Origin of the sequence: Variovorax sp. UMC13 (genome assembly GCF_014170375.1) — a bacterium.
Classification (GTDB): domain Bacteria; phylum Pseudomonadota; class Gammaproteobacteria; order Burkholderiales; family Burkholderiaceae_C; genus Variovorax.
Map to the genome: position 1 here is coordinate 1 of NZ_LZZW01000005.1, position 25,148 is coordinate 25,148.

The following is a 25,148-nucleotide window of genomic DNA, read 5'->3' on the forward strand; positions in this document are numbered from 1 at the left end:
GTCATGGGCGGGCGGGGGCTCGCTTGATCTTATGTCGGCACGGCATGCCACCGAAAAACGATAAAATGCATGAAACGTCAATGAAAATTCAACCATGCCGGTTTCCGTCGAATCTCCGCAAAACGCCGTCGAACGCCTGGCAGGCCAGCTGCAAGCGGGTCGCGTGTATCGCCGGGAGGACCTGGCGCGCCTGTCCACCGCGGTCGACCGGCATCTGCGTGAACTGGTGGCCGTCGGGAAGCTGAAGAAGCTGGCCCAGGGGCTGTACCTTGCGCCCAAGCAGTCCAGTTACGGCCCCTTGCCGCCGGCAGATGAGGAAGTCGTGGGCGGCTTCCTTCGTGACAAGGATTTTCTGGTGTTTTCTCCTTCGGCCTACAACGCCGTGGGCCTGGGCACCACGCAGCTCTACAACCGCACGTTGGTCTACAACCGCAAGCGCCATGGCGTCTTCCGTCTTGGCAACCGGCAGTTCGACTTCCGCGTCAAGCCGCGTTTTCCCAAGAAGCTGACGCCCGAATTCCTCTACGTCGACCTGCTGAACAATCTGGATGGGCTCGCGGAGGATCGCGAGGCGGTCTTGCGGCAGGCACGCGGCAAGCTGCCCTCGTTCGACGCGGACCGGCTGCGGCGTGCCACCGACAGCTTTGGCAGCGTGGCGACACGCAAGCGCCTGCGCGAGTGGATGGATGCCTGACTTCCTGCATGCACGGCGGGATTTCGATCAGCTGCTGGCGCTGGTGGCCGACGAACGCGGCCTCGATCCCATGCTGGTCGAGAAGGACTACTGGATCATGCATTGCCTGTGGGGCTTGCAGGCGCAGGGCTTTGCGTTCGAGCTGAAGGGCGGCACGTCCCTTTCCAAGGGCTTCGACCTCATCCATCGCTTCTCCGAGGACATCGACATCCGCATCGAGCCGCCCAGGGGCATGGCGGTGAAGACGGGCTGCAACCAGGACAAGCCGGCGCATGTCGCTTCGCGCCGTGCGTACTACGACGATCTTGCGGCCCGCATCTGCATTCCGGGCATCGACAGCGTCGGACGCGACACGCAGTTCGATGACGACAAGATGCGCAGCGCCGGCATCCGGCTGAGCTACACGCCGCGTGCCGCCGTGCTGGCCGGCGTCAAGGACGGCGTGCTGCTGGAGTTGGGTTTCGACGACACGGCACCCAATCGGCCGGTCACCATTTCCTCATGGGCCCTGGACCTCGCCCGTGACCGCGGGGTCGACGTGTTCGACAACCGGGCCGTCGCCGTACGCTGCTACGCGCCGACGCACACCTTCGTCGAGAAGCTGCAGACGATCTCCACCAAGTTCCGCCGCCTGGGCGAGGCGCAGGCATTTCCCGGCAACTTCCTGCGGCACTACTACGACGTCTATTGCCTGCTCGGCCTGGAAGAGGTGCAGTCCTTCATGCGGAAGCCGGCATACCAGGAGCGCAAGTCGCAGCGCTTTCGCCGCGGCGATGAACAGGTGATTGCCAGAAATCCGGCTTTCGTTCTGGCCGACCCGGCGCAGCGCGCGCTGTTCGCTCGGGAGTATCGCAAGACGGAAGCGCTGTATTACCAGGGCCAACCGGATTTCGATGCACTGATCGCCCGCATCCATCGGCACATCGAAGACATGTAGGAGCGAGGCCCAAGGACTGGCTTCTTCATGTCGGTTCCATGACATGCACGAATCATGCGCAGATTCGTACAGCTTTCCAGCGCGGCATCCGTCTAAGGACGAGGCCCTCGCCGCATGCGCGGCGTGAGGGCCACGACCTTCGTCCATTCGTTCGCCCTCGAAAGAAATCTGTCATGTTGTCCCGTCATCCTGCCCCGATGAAGCCCGCCACCCCTGTTCCTGCACGCAGCGATCGGCGCGTGCGGCGGATGAAGCCGCTGGTGCGTGCGCTCACGGTGATGCTCGCCGCCGGCGGCGCGATGCATGCGGCGCAGGCGCAACGGGCCTTCAGCCCGGCGTGGATGGCGCAGAAGAACGTGGCGCAGAACACCGCGGCCGCGACCGGCCGGCTGCCCAACGGCCAGCCGGTGTCGATGCTCACCAATCCGCTGGCGCAGCAGCAGCAGGCCAATGCGCAGCTGGCGCGCTCGATCGACAACCTCAACCTCGCGGCGCGCGGCATCGCGGCGCAGCAGGCGGCCCAGGCCGCGGCCCGCGCGGCGGCGCTCGCGGCCGGTGGCGGCGTGCCCGACGGCATGGTCGAGGGCGGCCTCAAGGTCGACACGAACAGCCTCACGGCCGGCTGGTTGAACGCCAACGCGCCCACGCAGGGCACGGCCGACGGCCGAACCACGGTCGCGATCCAGCAGACCGCCGACAAGGCGATCCTCAACTGGGAGACCTTCAACGTCGGCAAGAACACCACGGTCGAATTCAAGCAGCAGGCCGACTGGGCCGTGCTCAACCGCGTCAACGACCCGAACGCGCGGCCCTCGCAGATCCAGGGGCAGATCAAGGCCGACGGCACGGTGCTGATCGCCAACCGCAACGGCATCGTGTTCAGCGGCACGAGCCAGGTCGACACGCGCAACCTGGTGGCGGCGGCGGCCCACCTCGACGACGCGGGCTTCAGGGCCAACGGCATCTATGCGGCGGGCAACACGCCCAACTTCAAGGACGCGCTGGGCCAGGTCGACGTGCAGGCCGGCGCGCGCATCACGACCCCGGCGCCGAAGACGGCCACGCAGGGCGGCGGCTATGTGCTGCTGATGGGCAGCGAGGTGCGCAACGCGGGCGCCATCACCACGCCCGGCGGCCAGGCGCTGCTGGCCGCGGGCGATGGCTTCACGATCCGCAAGGGCGTGGGCACCGACGGCAACCAGGCTTCGACCACGCGCGGCAACGAGGCGCTCGTGACGCTGAACGCCGGCACGACGGCCGGCAAGGTGGTCAACACCGGGCTGATCGCGGCGACCACGGGCGACGTCACGTTGACCGGGCGCGAAGTGCGCCAGGACGGCGTGGTGGTGTCGAGCACCACGGTCAACACGCGCGGCACGGTGCACCTCAACGCGCTCGGCAGCACCGGCGCCGTGACCCTGGGCGCGGGCAGCACCACCGCCATCCTGCTCGACACCAGCGGTGCCTCGGCCCTCGACAGCCAGCGCGCGGGCCTGGTGACGCCGGTGGTGGACGGCGGCGGCAACATCATCGATGCCGGCAACGACCGGCGCGACCTCTCGCGCGTGGAGATCACCAGCGGCGGCACGGTGGACTTCGCGCGCGACTCGCTCACGCTGGCCACCGGCGGCCAGGTGGTGGTCAACGCGGCCGGGCGCAGCCTGGTGCGCGACGGCGCGGTGATCGACGTCGCGGGCGCGGTGGGCGTGCGGCTCACGATGGAGAGCAACAACGTCAAGATCAACGTGCAGGGCAACGAGCAGCGCGACGCACCGGTCAACCGCGACGGCAAGGCGCTCAACAGCAACGACGTGTGGATCGACCGGCGCAGCCTGGTCTTCGTGCCCAAGGGCGCCAACGGCTACGAGAGCGACCGCTGGTACACGGCCGGCGGCCTGCTGGAAGTCGGCGGCTACCTGGGCACGCAGGGCCACACGGTGGGCGAATGGATGGCCCAGGGCGGGGTGGTGAACTTCGGCGGCGCCGAGGTGGTCACGCAGGCCGGCTCGGCCATCAACCTGTCGGGCGGCACGCTGGATGTGCAGACCGGCAAGCTCAACCAGAGCTGGCTCAAGGGGGCCGACGGCCGCCTGTATGAATTGAACAAGGCACCGGGCGACCTGCGCTACACCGGGCTCTACAAGGGCTTCGAGGACACGCACGAGCGTTGGGGCGACAAGGCCACCGAGTATTTCCACAGCCCGCTGATCGCGGCGCGCCAGCGCCTGGAGAACGGCTACACCGTGGGCCGCGACGCCGGCCTGCTGGTGGTGGGCACGCGCAGCGCGGTGCTCGAAGGCGGCATCGTCGGCGACACCTACCAGGGCCCGCGCCAGACGCAGGCGCCGAACGCCGCACTCGACGGCTACAACCAGTCGCAGAAGGCGGTGGCGCGCGGCGCGCAGCTGGTGGTCGGCAGCTATGCGGCGCTCTACGACAAGCGCACCGGCCTGATGCACCGACGGCTCGATGCCGCGGGCGCGAAGGACGTGGTGCTGGGCGACACCGCAGAGCGCATCGCCGCCGGGCTCGACCTCACGGCCGCGCTGCCGGCCGCGCGCCAGGGCACGCTCTACCTCGACACCACGCTGCTCAACGGCTTCGCGTTGGGCGCGGTGCGCATCGCGGCCACGGGCTCGATCGCGGTGGAGGCGGAACTGACGCTGGGCAATGGCGGCGACCTCACGCTCTACGGCCCGCAGGTGGCCGTGAACGCAAACCTCACGGCGCACGGCGGCCGCATCCGCCTAGGCAACACGCTCACGCAGGCCAGCACCAACTACATCGACGACACCACCAGCCTGGGCGCCGCCGCGGGCCTGCGCGCGGGCGTGGCGGTGGCCCAGGGCGTGACGCTGGACACGCGCGGCCTGTGGAGCAACCTGTGGCGCGACCCGACCGACACGCATGCGATGGCCTGGCGCGACGGCGGCAGCGTGTCGATCCGCAGCAGCGGCGACGTGCGGCTGGCCGAAGGCAGCGCGATCGACGTGTCCTCGGGCGCGGCACTGCTGGCCGACGGCAAGGCGCAGCAGGGCGGCAAGGGCGGCGACATCCGGCTGCAGGCCAACGCCGGTGGCGGCAGCACCGACGGCGTGCTGGCGATCGAGGGCGCGCTGCGCGGCGGCGGCACCACGGGCGGCGGCACGCTGAGCCTGGAGACGGGCCGCATCCGCATCGGTGGCGACGCTGCAGGCGCGGCCGAACCCGGCACGCTGGTGCTGGCCGGCAACTTCTTCGACAAGGGCTTCGGTCGCTACGACCTCATCGGCGACGGCGGCCTCACGGTGGCCGAGGGCACGCAGGTCGAGGTGACGATGCCGGTGCTGCGGGTCACGCCGGCGGCGAAGGAGTTCGCGACCGGCACCGACACCGGCGCAGCGCTGCAGGCCTGGACGCCGCCGCTCTACACCGAGGACGCGGCCAAGGGCGTGCTCAAGCAGCGCGCGGGTGCGAGCCTGAGCCTGCAGGCGGGCACGGTGCAGACGCTGGCGGCCGAGTTGCCGAATGTGTCGGCGCTGATCGGGCAGGGCGCGCGGATCGTGGTCGATCCGGGCCAGTCGATCCAGGTGCTGAGCGTGGGCCAGCTCACCTTGCAGGGCACGCTGCAGGCCCATGGCGGCAGCATCGCGCTCAAGAGCCTCGACCTCACGCGGCTCGAGCAGGAGCGCGCGGTGGACGTGGCGCACAGCCGCTCGATCTGGATCGGCGAACAGGCGGTGATCGACGTGTCGGCCACGCCCGCCACCGCGCTCGATGCGCAGGGCCGGCGCTACGGCATCGTGCGCGACGGCGGCAGCATCGTGGTCGGCGGCGAGATCAAGGAGAGCGACGGCTCGGCCACGGCGGCCAACGGCTTCATCGTGGTGCGCGAGGGCGCGCTGCTCGACGCCTCCGGCACTGCCGCGGTGCTCGACATGGGCGATGCCGGCCCGGTCGCGGTCGCGAGCCGTGGCGGGCGCATCGCGCTGGCCACCAACAACGGCCTCTACCTGAATGGCGAACTGCGCGCCCATTCCGGCGGCGCGGGCGCGGCCGGCGGCACGCTGCAGGTCGCGCTGGAATCGCCCGAGCTGCGCACCAGCGCCGGCACGCCGGACTACACGCTGGCCGAGAACGCGGTGCGCGGTCATCGCGAACTGGTCATCGGCGGGCTGCAGGGCCCGTCGGACCTGCCGGCCGTGCTGGCGCCGGGCGCGGCCGATGCGGCTCTGGTCTATGGCCACGGCCGCCTGGGCGTGGACACCCTCGCGCGGGGCGGCTTCGACACGCTGGCGCTGTTCACCGCCGGCAGCATCAGCCTCGAGGACAACGCCAGCCTGCGGCTGGGCCAGAGCCTGTCGATCTACGGCGCGCTGGTGCTGGCGGCCGGCGCGCGCAGCGATGCGCGCATCACGCTCGAAGCACCTTATGTGCGGCTGGCGGGCATCACGCAGAGCAGCTCTCAGGATGTGACCCGCGGGCGCATCGGCGTCGTCGACACCGGCGGCTGGCTGCCCTCCAAGGCCCAGCTGGAGGTGCGCGCCGGCCTGATCGACGTGCGTTCCCAGTACGCGATGAGCAGCATCCACGGCCGCGTCCCGCTGAGCCCGGCAGCCGGCGACCCGACGCCGCCGACCGGGCCCCTGATCGAGCGGCTGGGCTTCGACCATCTCACGCTGGTCAGCGAGGGCGACCTGCGCTTCCTCACGGACAAGCCGCCGTCCGCGAACGGCGCGCCGGTCACGGGCCTCTCGACCCCGGGCGACCTCACATTGCGGGCCGCGCAGATCTACCCGGCCACCGGCGTCTCGGCCTCGATCTATGCCGGCCGGCAGCAGAACGGCAGCTATGCGCCCGATCGGGTGCTGCGCATCGAAGGCAACGGCCAGGCCGCACCGGCGGTGCCCTACGCGGTGTTCGGCCGGCTGGTGCTGGGCGCCGCGGTGATCGAGCAGGGCGGCGTGCTGCGCGTGCCGCTGGGCAACCTGCTGATCGGCGACCAGAACACGACGCGCGTCGATTTCCTGCCGGGCAGCCTGACCTCGGTCAGCGGCAACGGCCTGCTGATGCCCTATGGCGGCACGGTCGACGGCCTCAACTACCTCTACGACGGCAAGAAGGTCGAACTGACCGGTGTGGGCGGCACCGACACGCGCGGCCAGACGCTGGTGGCCGGCCTCACGCTCGGCGGCGCAAGTGCCAACGTGCAGGCCGGCGCGGTGCTGGACCTGTCGGGCGGTGGTGAACTCACGGGCACCGGCTTCATCGGTGGCCGCGGCGGCTCGACCGATGCGCGCTACCACCCGCTGGTGCGCAACGCGGCCGACGGCAGCTTCAGCCTGCCGGGCCTGGCGACGAACCCGGTCTATGCGATCGTTCCCGGCGTGCAGGCGCCGCAAGCGCCGGTCGCGAACGAGCGCGGTGCGGTCGATCCGCTGGTTGGCCAGCGGATCACACTGGGCGCCGGCGTGCCGGGCCTGCCCGCGGGCACCTACACGCTGATGCCCTCGACCTATGCCTTGCTGCCCGGCGCCTTCCGGGTCGAGCTCAACGGCAGCGCCGCGCGCCAGGGTTCGGCCATGGCCAGCAGCGCGATGCGCAACGGCTCGTGGTCGGCCGCCGCGCAGCTGAGCGTGGCGCGCACCGCCATCGGCGACACGCTGTTCCGCCAGGCCATCCTCACGCCGGCCGCGGTGCTGCGCAGCTACTCGCAGTACGACGAGACCACGTTCAACCAGTTCATCCTGAGCGACGCCGCGCGCCAGGGCGTGCCGCGCGCGATGGCGCCCGCGGACGCGCGCACGCTGCTGCTGAACTTCACGCCGGGCGCCGGCAAGGACGTGCTCCGGTTCGACGGCATCGGCCGCTTCGACGCGGCCCAGGGCGGCTACGGCGGCACGGTGGCCGCCATCGCGGGATCGGGCGGCGGCCAGATCGAGATCGCGGGCACCGGGGCGGCCGCCACGCCGGGCTTCACAGGCGTGACGTTGAGCGCCGATGCGCTCAACCGCATGGGCGCATCGAGGCTCATGCTCGGCGGCCTCCAGTACGTGACCTACGGCCCGGGTGGCCGCATCGTGATGTTCAACAGCGGCGCCAGCGAGCTCACGCTGCGCCAGGGCGCGCTGTTGTCGGCACCCGAAGTGTTCCTGCTGGCCGATGCCGCCAACGCCTTGATCCCCAGCCACCTCGTGATCGAGCAGGGCGCGGGCATCCACACGCTCGGCAAGGGCCGTGCCGCCTACGACTCGGCGGACGGCTTCGTCTACGCGGGCTCGGCCGGCAGCCTGGTGGCGGTGTCCAACGGCGTGCTCACCATGCTGCCGGTGCCCGCCAGCGTCGACACCTACGGCAACCGCAGCCTGCAGGTCGGCGCCTGCACCGTCTCGCCTTGCGTGGGCGTGACCGAGCTGTATTCCGAAGGCACCATCGCGCTGTCCACGCCCGACCGCTTCGTGCTCGACGACACCGTGCGCTACGGCACGCGCAACCTCACGCTGGCGGTGCAGGGCATCAACGTCGGCGACAGCGCGGTGCTGGCCGATGCGGCCGCGCGCCAGGTGCTGCCCTCGGGCCTGGCGCTGAACCAGGGTGTGCTGAACCGGCTGCTGCGCGGCGACACGCAATACGGCGCGCCGGCGCTCGAGACGCTGGAGCTCAACGCGAGCGGCGGCATGCGCTTCTTCGGCAGCGCCTCGCTCGACACCATCGACCCGGCCACCGGGAAGTCCTCGCTGGCGCGGCTGGTGCTGGGCACGCCCGCCATCTACGGCGCGGGCGACGCGAGCGACGTGGCCACCCTCCGCACCCAGCACCTGATTTGGAAGGGCGCGCCCGACGCGCCGGCGGCGGTGGTCGCGGGCGGTGCGGGCACCGGCAGCGGCACGCTGGCCATCGAGGCCGCGCGCATCGAATTCGGCTACGGCCCCGGCACGCAGCCCACGGGCACCAGCGACGACGCGCGGCTGGCGCTGGGCTTCGCCGACGTGCGGCTCACGGCCAGCGATCGCATCACGTCCAACCACAAGGGCAGCCTCTCGGTCTACCAGGCACAGGGCGCCTACGACGCGGCCAAGGGCTACGCCTACAGCGGCGGCAACCTCACGATCGACGCGCCGCTGGTGACCGGCGAGGCCGGTTCCATCCAGCGCATCACCGCCGGCGGCGACCTGCGCGTGATCCGCACCGCGCCAGCCATCGCGTCGGCCGCCGACGCCGCACTCGGTGCGGAACTGCGCCTCGCGGGCCGCGACGTGCTGATCGACAGCACGCTGGCGCTGCCCACGGGCAAGCTGGTGATCACGGCCCAGAACGACCTCACGCTGACCGCGCGCGCGCAGCTCGACCTGGCCGGGCGCAAGATCGATTTCAACGACGTGAGCAAGTACAGCTGGGGCGGCGACCTCACGCTGGAGAGCCTGGCCGGCAACGTGCGCCAGGCCGAGGGCTCGGTGATCGACCTGTCGGCGCGGAACAACCGCGCCGGCACGCTCAAGGTCGTGGCGCTGGGCGCGCAGGCCGGCGTGGTCGACCTGCAGGGCACGCTCCGCGGCACCGGCAGTGGCCACTACGACGCGGGCGGCACGCGGGTGCCCTACCTCGCGGGCGGCGTGGAGATCCGCGCCCAGCGCCTGGGCGATGCCGGCACGCTCGACAGCCAGTTCGCGTCGCTCAACCAGCGCCTCAACGAGGGCGGCGTGTTCGGCGCCCGAACCTTCCAGCTCAAGCAGGGCGACCTCACGATCGGCGACGGCCTCAAGGCCGGCGAGATCAACGTGTCGGTGGACAACGGCAGCCTCACGGTCACCGGCACCGTGGACGCCAGCGGCGCGCGCGTGGGCCAGATCCACCTGGCGGCGAAGAACGCACTCACGTTGACGGGCACGGCCGTGCTCGATGCGCACGGGACGCTGCTGCGCGTGGACAGCTACGGCAAGATCATCGATTCGCCCAACCGCGCGATCGTCGACCTGAGCACGCGCGAGGGCGTGCTCACGCTGGCCGATGGCGCGCACATCGACCTGCGCCACGGCACGGCCGCGGCCGTGGGCACGCAGCCGGGCCAGAACGACGGCCGCGCACGCGGCACGCTGGAGCTCTCGGCCCCGCGCCTGGGCGCCAACGGCCTGCCGAACACGCCCGACGCGGCCGTCTATGGCGACATCGCCATCGACGCGCGCGGCGCGCTCGACATCCGCGGCGCGCGCTCCATCGCGGTCAACGGCATGCAGCGCTACGACGACGCGCCGCTGATCGCCACCCCGGCCGCCAGCGGTCGGCCCTACCAGGAGATCACCCAGGCCTGGCTCAACGGCAGGCACGCGGAGAACACGAAGTTCATCGATGCCGCGCTGGCCCGTGACAGTCTCGTCAGCCTGGTGAACGGCAAGCTGGCCGGCCTGCGCAGCGCGGCCTATGCCGACGCCCTGCACCTGCGCCCGGGCGTCGAGATCGTGAGCAACGCGGTGACCAACCCCGGCGGCGACCTCGTCGTGTCGGGTGACCTGGACCTGTCGGGCTACCGCTATGCGAGCCTGAACCCGCACACGCAGCAGACCGGCGTCTACGGCTCGGGCGAGGTCGGCACCCTGCGCATCCGCGCGGCCGGCAACCTCGACATCTTCGGCAGCATCAACGACGGCTTCGCGCCGCCCCCCGCCACGCCGGACGACAAGGGCTGGCTGCTGCTGCCGGGCATGAGCTTCTACGGCGGCGACACGGTGATCCCGCGCGCCGGCATCGTGCTGGGCGACGGCACCGCCTTCGAGGGCGGCACCGCGCTCAACTTCGACCTGCCGATCCAGTCGCGCGCCTTCGGTGCGGGCATGGTGATCCCGGTGGCCAGCGAGCTGGCGGCGCCGATGGTGCTGGCCGCGGGCACGGTGCTGGCGGCGAACGTGCGCGATGCCTCGGGCCGGATCCTCCATGCGGCCGGCAGCATCGTCGGCGAGACCGTGACCCTGCCCCAGGGCACGCGCCTGGACGCCGGCACGCGCCTGCCGTCGAACGCCACGCTGGCCGCGATGGTCTGGCCCAGGGGCGTGCTGCTGCCGGGCATCGGCACGCGCTATGTGATGAATGGCAACACGCTGCTGCCGGTGGGTGCGCTGCTGCCTGCGGCCACCAACATCAAGCTGCCGGGCGACGCCACGTCGGTCGACCTGCGCCCGGACGGCACGGGCCGGCTCTGGGGCGCGGCCGCGATGCTGCCCGAGGGCTCGCAGTCGTGGTCGCTGCAGCTGGTGGCCGGCGCCGACCTCGGCGCGGCCGATGCGCGCACGCTGCAGCAGCACCCGCTGGCGGGCGACCTGCGCCTGGCCGACACCCACTACGGCCTGTTCGCCAAGGCGCTGCCGTTCAAGGGCTCGTTCGCGTGGACGCAGCAGGCGGCCGATGACCTGGGCCTCGAGGCAGGTGCAAAGATCACCGACGAAATCGCCCAGCAACTCAGCGAGGGCGCGTACCAGACCGCCGCGGCGCTGTGCGCGGACAACCCGTCCTACTGCGCGCCCATCTCCGCCTACACCTGGACGCAGCAGGCGGCCGACGAGATCGGGCTGCCGGAGGTCGTCGCGGGCCAGCCCATCGACGACCAGTGGCTGCGCGATGCCACCGGCGACCCGACGCAGAGTGCGGCCTACTTCTGCTCGACCTCGCCCTCGTATTGCGCCTCCAGCGCGGTGACGGAATACGAACACCTGCCCGGCAGCACCCGCTTCAGCGTGCTGCGCACCGGCGCCGCCGACCTCGAGTTGCGCGCCGCGGGCGACCTGGCCATGAAGTCGCTCTACGGCGTCTACACGGCCGGCACCTCGTCGCAGGCCACGCAGGCCGGCGACCCCTACAACCTGCCCCGCGGCGTGGGCAGCAAGGGCACGGTGCTGGTCGATGGCAACGAAGGCTACGAGAAGCTCGTCAACGGCGGTGCCGACAGCCTGGCGCGCGCCTGGTACCCGGCCGGCGGTGGCAACCTGACGCTGCAGGCCGGCGGCAACCTGACCGGCGACCTGGTGCAGGCGATCACCGTCGGCGGCTTCGGTCGCCCCAACCCGGCGGATGGCGGCGTGACCAGCCCCGACACCGCCAACTGGCTGTGGCGCCAGGGCAGCGGCCAGACCTTCGGTGCGGGCGGCGACCAGGCCACGGCCTGGTGGATCAACTTCGGCAGCTACGCCACGCGCGGCAGCGCCGATGCGCTGGTGGGCTTCACCGGCTTCGGCACGCTGGGCGGCGGCGACCTGCGCGTGGACGTGGGTGGCGACGCGGGCATCGTGGCCAAGCGCGGCACGGCGGTCCGCAACGAAGGCAACAACCGGCGCAGCGAGGGCCTGGTGCTGGCCGTGGGCGGCACCGGCCGCGTGCTGGCCGACGGCAGCCTGGCGCTCACCGGCGGCGGCGACCTGCGCCTGCGCGTGGGCGGCGCGCTCAACCCCTTCGCACTGGAATCGCTCAATGACATCCAGGCCAACGGCCTGCTCAACGGCTCCATCGTCAATCTGCGCGGCGACGTGCAATTGCAGACCGGCGCCATCGGCACCCAGTCGCTGCGCTATTCGCAATACGTCTCCCTGCTGTCCGAGCGCGACAGCCGCGCCCTCGATCCGTTCGCGGCCGGGCGTGCGGTGGCGCAGGGCGGCATCGTGCTGGTGCCGGGCGATGCCAACTACCAGCTGGACACCCGCGGCGACCTGGTCGTGATGGGCGCCAACGACGCGGGCCGGGCCGGGCTGCAGAACCTCACGCCCTTCACCAGCGCCGCGGGCGCGGGCAGCGGTGAAAGCTGGTTCACGCTGTGGACGCCCCACACCGCCATCCGCCTGTTCTCGGCCGGTGGCGACCTGACGCCGCAGATGGCCAACGCCGGCGTGCCCGCGACCGACATGGGCAACGTCTACCCGTCGATCCTGAGCGCGGTTGCGGCCAGCGGCAGCCTCTACTACGGCAGCATGGCCACGGCCAACACGACGACAGCGGGTGGCGCGCTGGTGCTCGCGCCATCGTCCAACAGCCTGCTGGAGTTCCTCGCCAGCGAGTCGATCTACGGCGGCGGCTTCACCGTCAGCCCCTCGGGCGCGGCTGAGAGCGCGATGGCCACGCCCTTCCATCCGGCCTTCCAGGGCACGCTGGCGAACGGCACCCGAGTGAGCAATTTGGCGCTTGCCGGCAACGTCGTCGAGATCGGCCGGCCGCTGTTCGCGCTCGGGGCCAACACCGTCTCGGCAGGCAGCGAACACGGCAGCGAACCCGTGCGCTTCTATGCGGTGAGCGGCGACCTGGTGGGCGTGGCCACGGGGCGGATCAACGTCTTTGCGCCGAACGACCTGACGCGCGCCGGCCAGACCTGGTACGAGGCCGGGCAGCCGGTCTGGATGATGGCCGGTCGCGACATCGTCGGCAGCGGCACGCCCATCGGCCAGGGCATCGGCACGGGCTATGGCTACGGCGCCATCTACACGACCTCGGGCAACCTGTTCGCGCACAACGATCCGACCGACGTGTCGGTGGTGTCGGCGGGCCGCGACATCCTTTACGGCAACTTCAGCGTCGCCGGCCCCGGCACGCTGGAGATCAGCGCCGGGCGCCACATCCAGATGGAAGACCGCGCGGGCGTGGCCAGCCTGGGGCCGGTGGTGCCGGGCGACAGCCGGCCCGGCGCGCGCATCGCGATGCTGGCCGGCGTGGGTGCGCAGGGCCCCGACTACAGCGGGCTGCTGGCGCGCTACCTGGATGCCGGCAACCGCGCCCAGGTGGGCACGCCGCTGGCCGACCAGCCGGGCAAGGTCGTGAAGACTTATGAAGCCGAGCTGCTCGCGTGGCTGGTCGACAAGGACAATGGCTACGGCTTCCAGGGCACGGCGGCCGAGGCGCGCGCCTTCTTCGACGCGCTGCCGGCCGCGCAGCAGCGCATCTTCGCGCGCCAGGTCTACTTCGCCGAACTGCAGGCCGGCGGGCGCGAGTACAACGATGCGGACAGCACGCGCTTCGGCAGCTACCTGCGCGGACGCAATGCCATCGCCGCGCTGTTCCCCGCCACGGAGGCCGGCGACCGCGGCGACCTCACGATGTTCCGGGGCACGCGCACCACGGTTGCCGACGGCGTCAGCACGACCATCGTGCGCAGCGGCTTCGTGCGCACGCTGTTCGGCGGCGACATCCAGCTGCTCACGCCGGGCGGCCGCCAGGTCTTCGGCGTCGAGGGCGAGGCGCCGCCGGCCAGCGCGGGCGTGCTGACCCAGGGCGCGGGCGACATCGCGATCTACTCGCTGCGCAGCATCCTGCTGGGCCAGAGCCGGATCATGACCACCTTCGGCGGCGGCATCCTGGGCTGGTCGGCCGAGGGCGACATCAACGCGGGCCGGGGCTCGAAGACCACGGTGGTCTACACGCCGCCCAAGCGGGTCTACGACAGCTGGGGCAACGTCACGCTGTCTTCCGATGTGCCGAGCACGGGCGCGGGCATCGCGACGCTGGCGCCGATCGCCGAGGTGCCGGCGGGCGACATCGACCTGATCGCGCCGCTGGGCACCATCGACGCGGGCGAGGCCGGCATCCGGGTGTCGGGCAACGTCAACCTGGCGGCGCTGCAGGTGGTGAACGCGGCCAACATCCAGGTCAAGGGCCAGTCGGTGGGCATCCCGACCGTGGCGGCGGTGAACGTGGGCGCGCTGAGCAACGCCAGCGCGGCCGCCTCGCAGGCCGCGGGCGCGGCGCAGGAGGTGCTGCAGCGTGAGCGCATGGCCTCGCGCCAGGCGCTGCCTTCGGTGTTCACGGTGCGGGTGCTGGGCTTCGGCACCGAGGCGCTGCCGTCCGAGCCGGCCGACACCGGTGCGCGCCCAGCCCCCGGTGGCCTGCAGCGCGCGGTGCGCTACGACCCGGACAGCGCCTTCCAGCTGCTGGGCCAGGGCGCGCTCGACCCGGCGCAGCGCGCACGGCTGACCGAAGCCGAACAGCGCCGGCTGCCGCGCTGAGGGGCTTCGGCACCGGGCGGCGCGCACCAGGCGGTGCGCGCCGCCTTTTTCTTCATGAAGTTTTTGTGACAAACGACAGTGGCGCGCGCGCTGTTCCGTCTTGGATCAGGGCCGCGCATCGCCAGGAGGCGGTGCGCGCCCGACCCACCCGACGACCGACCGCCACCATGTTCTCCTTCCTGCCGCGATCCACGCGCGCCAGCCTCTGGGCGGCAGGGGTGCTGCTCGCCTGCGCCATGCCGGCCGCGGCCGCGCCCGAGGCCAATGCCAGCGGCGTGTTCCTCAACGAAGAGGGCGAGGTGCTCACGGTCGCGCATGCGGTGGCCAACTGCAAGTCGCTGTTCGTGATCAAGGGCGCACAGGTGGCCGAGGCCCGCGTGCGCGCGGTCGATGCCGGACTCGACCTGGCCGTGCTGCAGAGCACGCTCAAGCCCTACCTGAGCGCCACGCTGGCCCAGGCCGATGCGCTGCCCGCGACCAGCGTCGGCGTGTTCGCCGAAGCCTACGAGACGCTGCAGCGGCTGCCCGACCGCGCGCTGCTGCGCAGCAACGCGATGACCGTGCCTGGCGCCGAGGGCCTGCAGCTGCTGTCGGGCGCGCGGCCCGGCGCCAGCGGCACGGCCGTGCTGGGCCCCGACGGCCTGCTGCTGGGCGTGGTGGTCGAGCGCGTGGCCGCGGCGCCGCATGCGTCGGGCCAGGTGCTGAGCCGCACGTCGTCGACCGCGCCGCTGACCGGCGCCACGCAGGTGCGCGCGGTGTCGGTGGCGGCCATCAAGCCCTTCCTGGCGGCGCACGGCATCGCCTTCTCGCAAAGCACCAGCGCGCAGCTGAGCGCCTACCAATCGCCGGCCGCCCGTGCATCGACGCTCTCCGTCGGCGTGCTGTGCGGCGGACCCCGACCGATCGATTCCACGACTGCCCCATGACCTTTTCCTCCGCCTCCTCTTCCTCTTTCTCGACCCTGCGCCGCGGCTGGGGCCGCCTGCTGCGCGCCTGCGGGCTGGTCGGCCTCGGCCTGGCCGCCACGGGCGCGCCGGTGCAGGCCCAGACGCCGGTGCCGCAGCACTGGATCAGCTACGCCAACATGGCCGGCAACCAGCTGCAGTCCACGCTCAGCGATCCGGCCGACGCCGTCGTGCAGCGGCTGCATGCCTGGATGCAGGCACGGCTGCTGCGCGAAGGCGCGCCGCCCCCGCCGCCGCTGGTGGTGCGGGTCTGGGTCGCGGCCGACGGCCGGGTCGAGCGCGTGGCCTTCGACTCGCTGGGCGACGCGCAGGCCGACGCCGACCTGCGTGCGCTGCTCACCGCGCAGCCGCTGAGCGAGCCGCCGCCGCGCGACATGCGCCAGCCCATGGTGCTGCAGCTCACGCTGAGCTTCACGGCCGCCACCTGAGCGCCATGGCCGCGCGCATGCAAGGGTGGCGCCGGGGGCTGGTCGCGGCGTGCCTGGGCGCCGCGTGCACGCTCGCGCCGGCCGCCGCGCCCTGGCCGGTCGCGGGCCTGTCGGCGCTGGTCAAGGCCCAGGGGCCGGCCGTGGTGCACATCGGTGTCGAGCGCGACGCCACGCCGCCGCGGCGCTACAGCGACCGCGGGTTGCAGGGTGTGCCGGGCGCCGAGCCCGCGGCCGACACGCGCAGCTTCGGCACCGGCTTCATCCTCGAGGCCGACGGGCTGATCCTCACCAACGCCCACGTGGTCGCGCGCGGCACGCAGATCCGCGTGACCCTGCCCGACCGGCGCGAGTTCAAGGCGCAGGTGGTGGGGCTCGACGCGGCCTCCGACATCGCGCTGCTGCGCATCGAGGCCCAGGGCCTGCCCACGGTGCGCATCGGCGATCCGGCGCGCGCCGAGCCGGGCGACGGCGTGGTCGCGATCGGCTCGCCCTACGGCTTCGGCAACTCGGTCACCGCGGGCATCGTGAGCGCCAAGGGCCGGCTGCTGCCCGGCGCCGACGCAATGCAGTTCCTGCAGACCGACGTGCCGATCAACCCCGGCAACTCGGGCGGCCCGCTGTTCAACCTGCAGGGCGAGGTGATCGGCATCAACTCGCGCATCTACAGCCGCAGCGGCGGCTACCAGGGCCTGTCCTTCGCGATCCCGATCGACACCGCGATGCGCATCAAGGACCAGCTGCTGGCCACCGGCCGCGTCACGCGCGGGCGCATCGGCGTGTCGGTGCAGGAGGTCGGGCAGGCGCTGGCCGACACCTTCGGCCTGCCGCGGCCGGCCGGGGCGCTGGTCAACGACGTGGCGCCGCGCGGCGCGGCCGAGCGCGGCGGCCTGCGGCCCGGCGACGTGATCCGCCAGGTGCAAGGCCGCGAGGTGGTGCAGGCCGCCGATGCGCTGGGCCTGATCGCCGAGCAGCCGCCCGGGCGCACGCTGCGGCTGGTGGTCTGGCGCGACCGCGCCGAGCGCGTGATCGAGGTGCAGGTCGAGGGCTACGACGCGCCCCGGACCGCGCCCGCCGCGCCCTCGGCCCCGGCCCGCCTGGGCTTCGCGGTGCGGCCGCTGGCGCCGAACGAGCAGCAGCTGCTGCGCGTCGAGGGCGGGCTGCTGGTGCAGCGCGTGAACGCGGCCGCCTCGCGCGCCGGCGTGCAGGCCGGCGACCTGATCCTGGCCTTCAACGGCCAGCCCATCGACAGCGCCGAGACGCTGGCCAACGAACTCGAGCTGGCGGACGGCGCCGCGGCCCTGCTGGTGCAGCGCGGCGCGACCCGGCTCTTCGTGCCGATCTGCGCACGCGTGGGCCAGGCCAAGTGCTGAGGCGGCGGTGCAGAGAGGCGGTCGGCCGCCGCGTTGTCACCGAAAGGTCATGCCGCCTGCCTACGATCCGCGGCGCATGCGTGCCGGGCGATTCTGCCGCGGTGCGACTCATCGATCGGCATGGACCACAGGACGCGCGACTCCCGATGGCAAGCATGGCGCTGTGCGCCCGCAACTGGTTGCTGGCGGGCTGCTTGGCGGTGCTGGGCGCGGGCGCGCCGCCAGCCAGGCTCAGCGGGAACAGCCGCTGGACCTCTCGGGCCGCCGCCTGCACCTGCTGCAGCGTGACGCCGGCCTCGACCTCGATCGTGTTGTTGACCGGGTCGATGGCGCGCACCCGGTTCAGCCGTGCCAGCGAGAGCACGAGCGCGCGGCCGCTGTCGTCCGGCGTGGCCCCGCCGGACAGGCCGGTGTTGCCGCCCTGCGGCACCACCGGTACCCGGTGGGCGTGGCACCAGCGCACGATGGCGGCCACGTCCTGCGCGCTGTCGGGCTGGGCGACGGCCCAGGCGGCGCCGGTCCACTTCCGGCGCCAGTCGGTCAGGAAAGCCGCCTTGTCCTTGGCCGCGCTCAGGAGCCGGCCCGAGAAGGCCTCGCGCAAGGTGCTCAACGCGAGCACGTCGGCCGCTGCCCCGGGTGCGCGGGCGGGCGAAGGATGAAGCGGCGTGTCCGGCACGAAGAAGGCTCCTGGGTGGCGTGTGTCTGCGATGGGGATGCAGTGTCTTCAGCCACTCGCCGGTGCACAAACAATGGATTCCGGCAGATCATCAAGGCCCACTTGATAATCGATGCATGCCGCTGACCCGCTTCACCTTGCGCCAGATCGAGGCCTTCGTGGCCGTCGCCGACCAGCACAGCTTCGCGGGTGCCGCGCAGCTGCTGGGCATGACCTCCCAGGCCGTGAGCCAACTGGTGGCCGAGCTGGAAGGCCTGCTGGGCTTCCGCGTGTTTGACCGCACCACCCGCCGCGTGAGCCTGTCGAGCGCGGGCATGGACTTCCTGAGCTCGGCGCAGAGCATCCTGCGCCATGTGCAAGGCGCCGAAAGCGCGGCCTCCGACCTGCGCAATCGGGCAGCCGGCATCGTGCGGGTGGGGGCGCCGCTGGTCCTGGCCAGCGCGGCGATTCCCGCAGCGATCCGGGCCTACCAGGCCGAGCGGCCGCGGGTGATCATCCGCATCAAGGACGTCTCGGTCGACACGCTGGTCGATGCGGTGGTCGCCGGCGACGTCGACCTCGCCGTGGGGCCGGACCGCCCCATCGGCCCGGACGCCGGCCGGGAGGTGGTGTTCGAGAGCCTCTGGGTGCTCTGGTGCGCGCGCACGCATCCGCTGGCACGCCGCAAGCAGCTGCGCTGGGCGGACCTGCAGGGCACGCCGCTGGTGGCCGCCGGGCGCGACCACGAGCGCAGCGTGGCGCAGATGCACCTGAACATGCCGGAGGGCGAACGCGTGACGCCGGTCGAGATCGTGGACAACGTCTCGACCGCGCTGGGCATCGCGGCGCAGGGGCTGGCGGCCACGCTGGCGCCGGCCTACGTCGGCGTGATAGCGGCCTCGCTCGGCCTGGTCATGCGGCGCGTGGTCGACCCGGAGACCGTGCGCACGGTCTGCCTCTACCGCCCCAATGGACGCCACCTGTCACCGGCGGCCGAAGGCTTCGCCGAACACCTGATGCGCTGGCTCCCGCAGTGGGCCGCGCCGGCCGACGCCTGAACGGCACGCAAAGCTGAGCGGGCAGGGCGGACGTCTGCGCGGCGCGCCACGCGGAGGCGACTTAGAACTTAGACTCGCCCGATGCTCGCCCCCCCGGCTTCCGCCTCGACGCCTTCCCCCGCCGTGACCGTCCACGGCGCCTGTCCCCACGACTGCCCCGACACCTGCGCGCTGGTCACCACCGTGCAGGACGGCGTGGCGGTCAAGCTGCAGGGCAATCCCGCGCACCCGCACACCGGCGGCGTGCTGTGCACCAAGGTCTCGCGCTACCTCGAGCGCAGCGTGCACCCCGAGCGGCTGCTGTATCCGATGAAGCGCAGCGGGCCCAAGGGCTCGGGCCAATTCGAGCGCATCTCCTGGGACGAGGCGCTGGACGCCATCGCGGGCCGGCTGGGCCCGCTGGCGGCCCATGACCCGAGCACCATCCTGCCCTACAGCTATGCCGGCACCATGGGCCTGGTGCAAGGCGAGTCGATGGACCGCCGCTTCTTCCACAAGCTGGGCGCCTCGCTGCTGGACCGCACCATCTGCTCGACCGCGGGCGGCGAGGCGATGGCGCTGACGCTGGGCGGCAAGGTGGGCATGCGGGTCGAGTTCTTCGCCGAGGCCAGGCTGATCCTGATCTGGGGCAGCAACTCGATCGGCAGCAACCTGCATTTCTGGCGCCACGCCCAGGCGGCCAAACGCGCCGGCGCCCGGCTGGTGTGCATCGACCCGCGCAAGACCGAGACGGCCGACAAGTGCGACGAGCACATCGCGCTGCTGCCCGGCACCGACGGCGCACTGGCGCTGGCGCTGATGCACGAGTTGATCGTGCACGACTGGCTCGACCACGACTACATCGCACGCTACACGGTGGGCTGGGACGCACTGCGCGAACGCGCGCTGCAGTGGCCTCCAGCACGCGCGGCGGCGGTGTGCGGCGTGCCCGAGGCGCAGATCGTCGCGCTGGCCCGCGACTACGGCCAGACGAAGCCCGCCGCCATCCGGCTGAACTATGGCATGCAGCGCGTGCGCGGCGGCGGCAACGCGGCCCGCGCCGTGGCCTGCCTGCCCGCACTGACCGGCGCCTGGCGGCACCGGGCCGGCGGCGTGCTGCTGAGCAGCTCGGGCGCCTATCCGGTCGACCGCGCGGCGCTGCAGCGGCCCGACCTGCTGGCCGGCCGCCGGCCGCGCACCATCAACATGAGCTGCATCGGCGATGCGCTCAACGGCGACGCGCGGGCGCTGTCGGGCGGCGCGCCGGTGCAGGCGGTGGTGGTCTACAACAGCAACCCGGTGGCGGTCGCGCCCGAGTCGGCCAAGGTGGCGGCCGGCTTCGCGCGCGAGGACCTGTTCACCGTGGTGCTCGAGCAGTTCCAGACCGACACCGCCGACTATGCCGACTACCTGCTGCCCGCCAGCGTGCAGATCGAGCACTGGGACATCCACACCAGCTATGGCCACACCGACGTGCTGCTCAACCGCCCCGCGGTGGCGCCGCGCGGCGAGGCGCGCAGCAACGCCTGGGTGTTCCGCGAACTGGCGCGGCGCATGGGCTTCGACGAGCCCTGCTTCGCCGACGACGACGAGGCGCTGTGCCGCGCCGCCTTCGCGCCCGGCGCGATCGACGTCGAACAGCTGCACGCCCAGGGCTTCACCACGCTGCGGCTGCCCGACGCGCCCTTTGCCGAGGGCAACTTCCCCACGCCCTCGGGGCGCTGCGAGTTCTTCAGCGAGCGCCTCGCGGCCCAGGGCGCCGACGGCCTGCCCGACCATGTGCCCAACCACGAACCGGCCGGCAGCTCGGCCGCGTATCCGCTGGCGATGATCTCGCCGCCGGCGCGCAACTTCCTGAATTCGACCTTCGTCAACGTGACCAGCCTGCGCGCCATCGAGGGCGAGCCGCTGCTGGAGATCCACGCCGACGACGCCGCGGCGCGCGGCATCGAGAACGGCGCCATGGTGCGGGTGTTCAACGGGCGTGGCGAGCACCGCTGCCGGGCCGAGGTGTCGCGCCGCGCGCGCACGGGCGTGGTGCACGGCCTGGGCATCTGGTGGCGCAAGCTGGGCCACGACGGCACCAACGTCAACGAGCTCACCAGCCAGCGGCTCACCGACATCGGCCGCGGCCCGACCTTCTACGACTGCCTGGTGCAGGTGGAGCGCCTGCCATGAGCCGCCTGCGGCGCGGGATGCTCGCGGCCGGCGTGGTGGGGCTGATCGGGCTCTCGGGCTGCGCCGACCTCGGCTACTACTGGCAGTCGGCCAGCGGCCACCTCCACGTGATGCGCGCGGCCCGGCCCGTGCCCCAGTGGCTGGACGACCCGAGTACCTCGGCGGCGCTCAAGGCCAAGCTCGAACTCACGCAGCGCATCCGGCGTTTCGCGGTCACCGAACTGGGACTGCCCGACAACCCGAGCTACACCGGCTATGCCGATCTGCACCGCAATGCCGCGGTCTGGAACGTGGTGGCCGCGCCGCCCTATTCGCTGACCCTGCAGACCTGGTGCTTCCCGGTGGCGGGCTGCGTGGGCTACCGCGGCTACTACGACGAGGCGCTGGCCCAGGCCGAGGCGCAGAGCCAGCGCGCCAAGGGGCTGGAGGCGGCGGTGTACCCGGTGCCGGCCTACTCGACGCTGGGCTGGCTCAACTGGGCCGGCGGCGATCCGCTGCTGAGCACCTTCATCGGCTACCCGGAGGGCGAACTCGCGCGGCTGATCTTCCACGAGCTCTCGCACCAGCTGGTCTACGCGTCGGGCGACACTTCCTTCAACGAATCCTTCGCCACCGCGGTCGAACGCATCGGCGGCGGGCGCTGGCTCGCCACCCAGGCCAGCGAGGCGGCGCGCACCGAGTACGCGCAGTTCGATGCGCGGCGCCAGCAGTTCCGCGCGCTCACGCTGGCCACGCGCCAGCGGCTGCAGGCGGTCTACAGCTCGCCCCAGGCCAAGGCCCAGGACTGGGCCGCGGTCGAGGAACAGAAGCGCGCGGTGATGGAGGGTTTCCGGGCCGAGTTCGCCATCCTGCGCAGCGGCTGGCCGCCGCGCCAGCAGGCGGCCTACGACGGCTGGGTGGCGCGCGCCAACAACGCGGCCTTCGGCGCGCAGGCGGCCTACGACGACCTAGTGCCGGGTTTCGAGGCCCTGTTCGAGCGCGAGGGCCGCGACTGGCCGCGCTTCTACGCCGAGGTCCGGCGCATGGCGGCCCTGCCCAAGGCCGAGCGGCATGCGGCGCTGCAGGCCGGAGCAGCGCTCACGGCGCAGCACTCGGAACGTGAGAAGGAAGCGTCGCGAACGCCCTGAGCCTGCATCGATGCGGGGTCGGGGCGCGCAGCCGCTTCATTGCACGTGCTCAGCGCAGGGATTCGATCAGGTCGATGTACTTCTGCTTGGCCTCGTCCGACGACAGGCCCTTCTGCGCGGTCCAGGCGTCCCACTTGGCGCGCGCGACGATGTCGCTGAAGCTGGGGCGCTTGGCCGTGTTGTCGCTCTCGGTGGCCTGCTTGAACAGGCCGTAGATCTTCAGCAGCGTCGGGTTGTCGGGGCGTTCGGCCAGCAGCTTAGAGTTGGCCTGGGCGGCTTCGAAGAGGGATTGCAGGTCGGACATGGCGAAGGGCTCACGCAAAAGGGTCGGGCATCTTAAGGGATGCGCGCATTGGCGATCCCCGAGGCCGGGCGGCACAATCGGCCGCATGAGCCCCCTTCTAGCGACAAGCGACAAATCGTTCTGGCATGGTTTTCTCGATTTCTACGCGCTGCACCTGCCGCCGAAGATCGACGGCGCCGTCATCGAATTCGGCGTCTTCAAGGGGCACTCGATCCGCTGGCTGATCGAGCGTTTTCCCGAGGCCTCGATCACCGGCGCCGACATCCTGCCGGTCCAACCCGAATGGCCTTTGCATCCAAGGGTGCGCTACCGGCAGATGGACCAGGACGACGCGTCGCAGGTCGTGCAGGTGCTGGCCGAGGTGCCCGGCATCCAGCTGATCATCGAGGACGGCTCGCACATGCCGAAGCACCAGTCCACCTGCCTCAAGCACGGCCTGCAGGCCCTCCAGGCCGGGGGCACCTACATCCTGGAAGACATCCACACCAGCCATCCCGCGCATTCGCTCTATCAGGAGGAGTTCGGCACCCGTCCCGCCCAGACCTCCTTGTCGGTGCTGCTGGCCTTCGAGCACCTGCTGAGGAGCGGGCGGCCGCTCACGCCCGCGGTGCGCGATGGCCTGGCCCGGGGGGCGCATTTCGACGCCGACGACATCGAGTCGCTGTTCGGCGCGGTGGCCTCGATCCACATGTTCAAGCGGGCGACCCTGCCGACGTCCTGCTGGCGCTGCGGATCGTCGAACTTCGACTACCACGCCTACCGCTGCGAATGCGGCGTGGAACTGATGGGCGCGGCTGACAGCATGACGCTGGTCGTGAAGAAGCGCGGCTCGGCGGCCTGACGCGGTCGCCGCCGGCGGTGACCGCAGTCGCGCTCAGTCGCGCAGGCCGGCCCGCGCCAGTTCGACGTCGAGCCGTTCGCGCGCGTCGGCCGGCGCCAGGGCGGCGGCCTTCTCGTAGAGCGCCATGGCATCGGCCAGCCGGGCGTCGCCCTCGAGCATCAGCAGCCCGCGGCCGTATTCCATCCAGCCGCTGGCCGAGTCCGGGTTGAGCCCGAGGCCGCGCTCGAACAGCGCAAGCGCGGTCTCGGCGCGCACGCCGTAGGTCATGCGTCCGACCAGCGGGCCGACCTTGTCGATCACCTCGGCATGGAAGGCGCCCAGCGCCAGGTGGGCATCGGCGTGACGGGGCTGGAGCGCGATCACGCGTTCGAGCGCCAGCTTGACCTTGCCACCCAGCCCCTGCGCCAGCGCACGCGCCACGCTGATGCCCTGGGCATAGCGGCCCAGCGCATAGGCCTCCCAGAACAGCGCGTGGCAGTTGTCGGGCTCGACCGCTGCCTGGCCAGCGGCCCGCTCGGCCACCTGCAGGAGCAGGGCGAGGCGGACGCTCTCGCGCGGTTCGAGGTAGTTGGCGTAGACCGCGGTGGCCTGGTTGGCCAGCGTCAGGCCTTCGGCACCCAGTTGCAGGCCGAGCGCGGCCGCCTGCGCGAACTCGCCGTTGTGGTACATCGCCCAGCCGTCGACCAGCGCCGGCACCGTCGGGGCCGGCGCCGCATGGCCGGCGTGCAGCCGCGGCCATTGGGCCGGCAGGTTCCGCGCGTCGAAGCGCGGCATGTCGTCGTAGGGAAAGGGCACCCAGTGCATCGCCGCGGCGGCATCGGTGGCCGGGCCGTGGCAACCGGGGGGCAACAGGGAGAGGGGCTGGAAGTCCTGCGTGGCCATGGTGTTGTCTCGGGTGATGGCTGCGTCGTTGTCTCGTCCGCCGGGTTCTTGTGCTGTCGTCGCTAGGCCGTCAGGGCTGCATCTTCGCCTTCGTAGGCCCGGCTCAATGTCAGCAAATGCCGACGCTGTTCGGGCACCAGGTAGGGGGTGAGCAGGTGCAGGGTGTGGTGGGCGCCGCGCAGCAGCGCGCCCTGCGCGTGGGCCGGTTCGAGCGCCTCGCGCGGGTTGCGCACGTACTCGTAGCTCAGCCAGTAGGTCAGCACCACCACCATGCTCTGGGCCAGGGTGTCGACCTCGCGCGGGTCGATGTCGAGGTGGCCGGCGCGGTCCAGGCCGGACAGCAGCGCGCGGATGGCGGCGGCCTTGTTCTGCAGCACCAGCTGGAACTGGGTTTCCAGATGGCGGTTTTTGCTCAGCAGGTCGTTGAGGTCTCGGTAGAGGAAACGGTAGCGCCACAGCAGCTCGAACAGGCTGTGCATGAAGAACCAGGCGTCTTCCACGTCGCCGACGCCTTCGCTGGCATGCAGCAGTTCGTCGAGCTCGGCCTCGTACTGGCTGTAGAGCCGGTTGATCAGCTCGTCCTTGGCCGGGTAGTGGTAGTAGAGGTTGCCGGGACTGATGTTCAGTTCGCCGGCCACGAGCGTCGTCGACACGTTCGGCTCGCCGAAACGATTGAACAGGTCGAGGGCTGCTTCGAGGATGCGCTCGGCAGTGCGGCGCGGCGCCTTCTTGGCCATAAGTCCGCCTTGTGATGTCAGCCGTTTTTTGTCTCTGGCCCCA

The 25,148-nt window shown here is 71.7% G+C and carries 13 protein-coding genes and 1 pseudogene; 10 read left to right on the forward strand and 4 right to left on the reverse strand.

What is annotated here, in order from left to right; all coding sequences use genetic code 11:
- Positions 1-94 precede the first annotated feature (94 nt).
- The 6 genes from A9977_RS03250 to A9977_RS03275 all read left to right on the forward strand — a co-directional run bounded on the left by A9977_RS03250 (position 95) and on the right by A9977_RS03275 (position 17,344).
- Positions 95-694, forward strand: coding sequence for a hypothetical protein (locus tag A9977_RS03250; RefSeq protein ID WP_183023448.1), 600 nt, complete (start codon positions 95-97; stop codon positions 692-694).
- Positions 687-1,631 (forward strand): nucleotidyl transferase AbiEii/AbiGii toxin family protein, encoded by a 945-nt coding sequence (locus tag A9977_RS03255; RefSeq protein WP_183023449.1) that lies wholly within the window; start codon positions 687-689, stop codon positions 1,629-1,631. The genes A9977_RS03250 and A9977_RS03255 overlap by 8 nt, the downstream gene beginning before the upstream one ends.
- Before the next feature lie 197 nt (positions 1,632-1,828).
- Positions 1,829-14,581: a filamentous hemagglutinin family protein gene (locus A9977_RS03260; protein ID WP_259651796.1), complete on the forward strand. Its 12,753-nt coding sequence runs from the start codon at positions 1,829-1,831 to the stop codon at positions 14,579-14,581.
- A gap of 167 nt (positions 14,582-14,748) precedes the next feature.
- Positions 14,749-15,507 carry a serine protease gene (locus A9977_RS03265; protein WP_183023451.1) on the forward strand — a complete coding sequence of 253 codons (759 nt, stop codon included), beginning with the start codon at positions 14,749-14,751 and terminating at the stop codon, positions 15,505-15,507.
- Entirely contained in the window at positions 15,504-15,974 is a 471-nt protein-coding gene (locus tag A9977_RS03270; protein ID WP_183023452.1) for a hypothetical protein, read from the forward strand. Before A9977_RS03265 ends, A9977_RS03270 begins: the two co-directional genes overlap by 4 nt.
- Before the next feature lie 17 nt (positions 15,975-15,991).
- Positions 15,992-17,344 (forward strand): trypsin-like peptidase domain-containing protein, encoded by a 1,353-nt coding sequence (locus A9977_RS03275; protein ID WP_259651797.1) that lies wholly within the window; start codon positions 15,992-15,994, stop codon positions 17,342-17,344.
- A 223-nt stretch (positions 17,345-17,567) separates the two neighbouring features.
- Here A9977_RS03275 and A9977_RS34140 read toward each other — a convergent pair.
- Positions 17,568-17,954: pseudogene (locus A9977_RS34140) on the reverse strand (FAD-binding oxidoreductase); the annotation flags it as partial.
- 182 nt (positions 17,955-18,136) lie between these two features.
- On the opposite strand from A9977_RS34140, the gene A9977_RS03285 reads away from it, so the two are divergent.
- The 3 genes from A9977_RS03285 (at position 18,137) to A9977_RS03295 (ending at position 22,341) form a co-directional block, all read left to right on the forward strand.
- Entirely contained in the window at positions 18,137-19,057 is a 921-nt protein-coding gene (locus tag A9977_RS03285; RefSeq protein ID WP_183023454.1) for a LysR family transcriptional regulator, read from the forward strand.
- Between the two features lie 81 nt (positions 19,058-19,138).
- Positions 19,139-21,214, forward strand: coding sequence for a molybdopterin-dependent oxidoreductase (locus A9977_RS03290; protein ID WP_183023455.1), 2,076 nt, complete (start codon positions 19,139-19,141; stop codon positions 21,212-21,214).
- Entirely contained in the window at positions 21,211-22,341 is a 1,131-nt protein-coding gene (locus tag A9977_RS03295; RefSeq protein ID WP_259651798.1) for an aminopeptidase, read from the forward strand. The genes A9977_RS03290 and A9977_RS03295 overlap by 4 nt, the downstream gene beginning before the upstream one ends.
- Before the next feature lie 49 nt (positions 22,342-22,390).
- On the opposite strand, the gene A9977_RS03300 is transcribed toward A9977_RS03295, so the two are convergent.
- Positions 22,391-22,645 carry an acyl-CoA-binding protein gene (locus A9977_RS03300; RefSeq protein ID WP_183023456.1) on the reverse strand — a complete coding sequence of 85 codons (255 nt, stop codon included), beginning with the start codon at positions 22,643-22,645 and terminating at the stop codon, positions 22,391-22,393.
- Between the two features lie 85 nt (positions 22,646-22,730).
- Here A9977_RS03300 and A9977_RS03305 point away from each other — a divergent pair, with 85 nt between their 5' ends.
- Complete coding sequence (locus A9977_RS03305; protein WP_183023457.1) at positions 22,731-23,486, forward strand: hypothetical protein; 756 nt, start codon at positions 22,731-22,733, stop codon at positions 23,484-23,486.
- A 33-nt stretch (positions 23,487-23,519) separates the two neighbouring features.
- Here the strand turns inward: A9977_RS03305 and A9977_RS03310 are convergent, their stop codons facing one another.
- Together A9977_RS03310 and A9977_RS03315 are read right to left on the reverse strand one after the other, a co-directional pair.
- Positions 23,520-24,368 (reverse strand): hypothetical protein, encoded by an 849-nt coding sequence (locus A9977_RS03310; protein ID WP_183023458.1) that lies wholly within the window; start codon positions 24,366-24,368, stop codon positions 23,520-23,522.
- A gap of 62 nt (positions 24,369-24,430) precedes the next feature.
- Complete coding sequence (locus tag A9977_RS03315) at positions 24,431-25,105, reverse strand: TetR/AcrR family transcriptional regulator (RefSeq protein WP_183023459.1); 675 nt, start codon at positions 25,103-25,105, stop codon at positions 24,431-24,433.
- Positions 25,106-25,148: the final 43 nt, after the last annotated feature.

Coding starts and splice junctions, on each gene's coding strand:
- A9977_RS03250 (WP_183023448.1), top strand. CDS start 95: ATGCCGGTTTCCGTCGAATCTCCGCAAAACGCCGTCGAACGCCTGGCA.
- A9977_RS03255 (WP_183023449.1), top strand. CDS start 687: ATGCCTGACTTCCTGCATGCACGGCGGGATTTCGATCAGCTGCTGGCG.
- A9977_RS03260 (WP_259651796.1), top strand. CDS start 1,829: ATGAAGCCCGCCACCCCTGTTCCTGCACGCAGCGATCGGCGCGTGCGG.
- A9977_RS03265 (WP_183023451.1), top strand. CDS start 14,749: ATGTTCTCCTTCCTGCCGCGATCCACGCGCGCCAGCCTCTGGGCGGCA.
- A9977_RS03270 (WP_183023452.1), top strand. CDS start 15,504: ATGACCTTTTCCTCCGCCTCCTCTTCCTCTTTCTCGACCCTGCGCCGC.
- A9977_RS03275 (WP_259651797.1), top strand. CDS start 15,992: ATGCAAGGGTGGCGCCGGGGGCTGGTCGCGGCGTGCCTGGGCGCCGCG.
- A9977_RS03285 (WP_183023454.1), top strand. CDS start 18,137: ATGCCGCTGACCCGCTTCACCTTGCGCCAGATCGAGGCCTTCGTGGCC.
- A9977_RS03290 (WP_183023455.1), top strand. CDS start 19,139: ATGCTCGCCCCCCCGGCTTCCGCCTCGACGCCTTCCCCCGCCGTGACC.
- A9977_RS03295 (WP_259651798.1), top strand. CDS start 21,211: ATGAGCCGCCTGCGGCGCGGGATGCTCGCGGCCGGCGTGGTGGGGCTG.
- A9977_RS03300 (WP_183023456.1), bottom strand. CDS start 22,645: ATGTCCGACCTGCAATCCCTCTTCGAAGCCGCCCAGGCCAACTCTAAG.
- A9977_RS03305 (WP_183023457.1), top strand. CDS start 22,731: ATGAGCCCCCTTCTAGCGACAAGCGACAAATCGTTCTGGCATGGTTTT.
- A9977_RS03310 (WP_183023458.1), bottom strand. CDS start 24,368: ATGGCCACGCAGGACTTCCAGCCCCTCTCCCTGTTGCCCCCCGGTTGC.
- A9977_RS03315 (WP_183023459.1), bottom strand. CDS start 25,105: ATGGCCAAGAAGGCGCCGCGCCGCACTGCCGAGCGCATCCTCGAAGCA.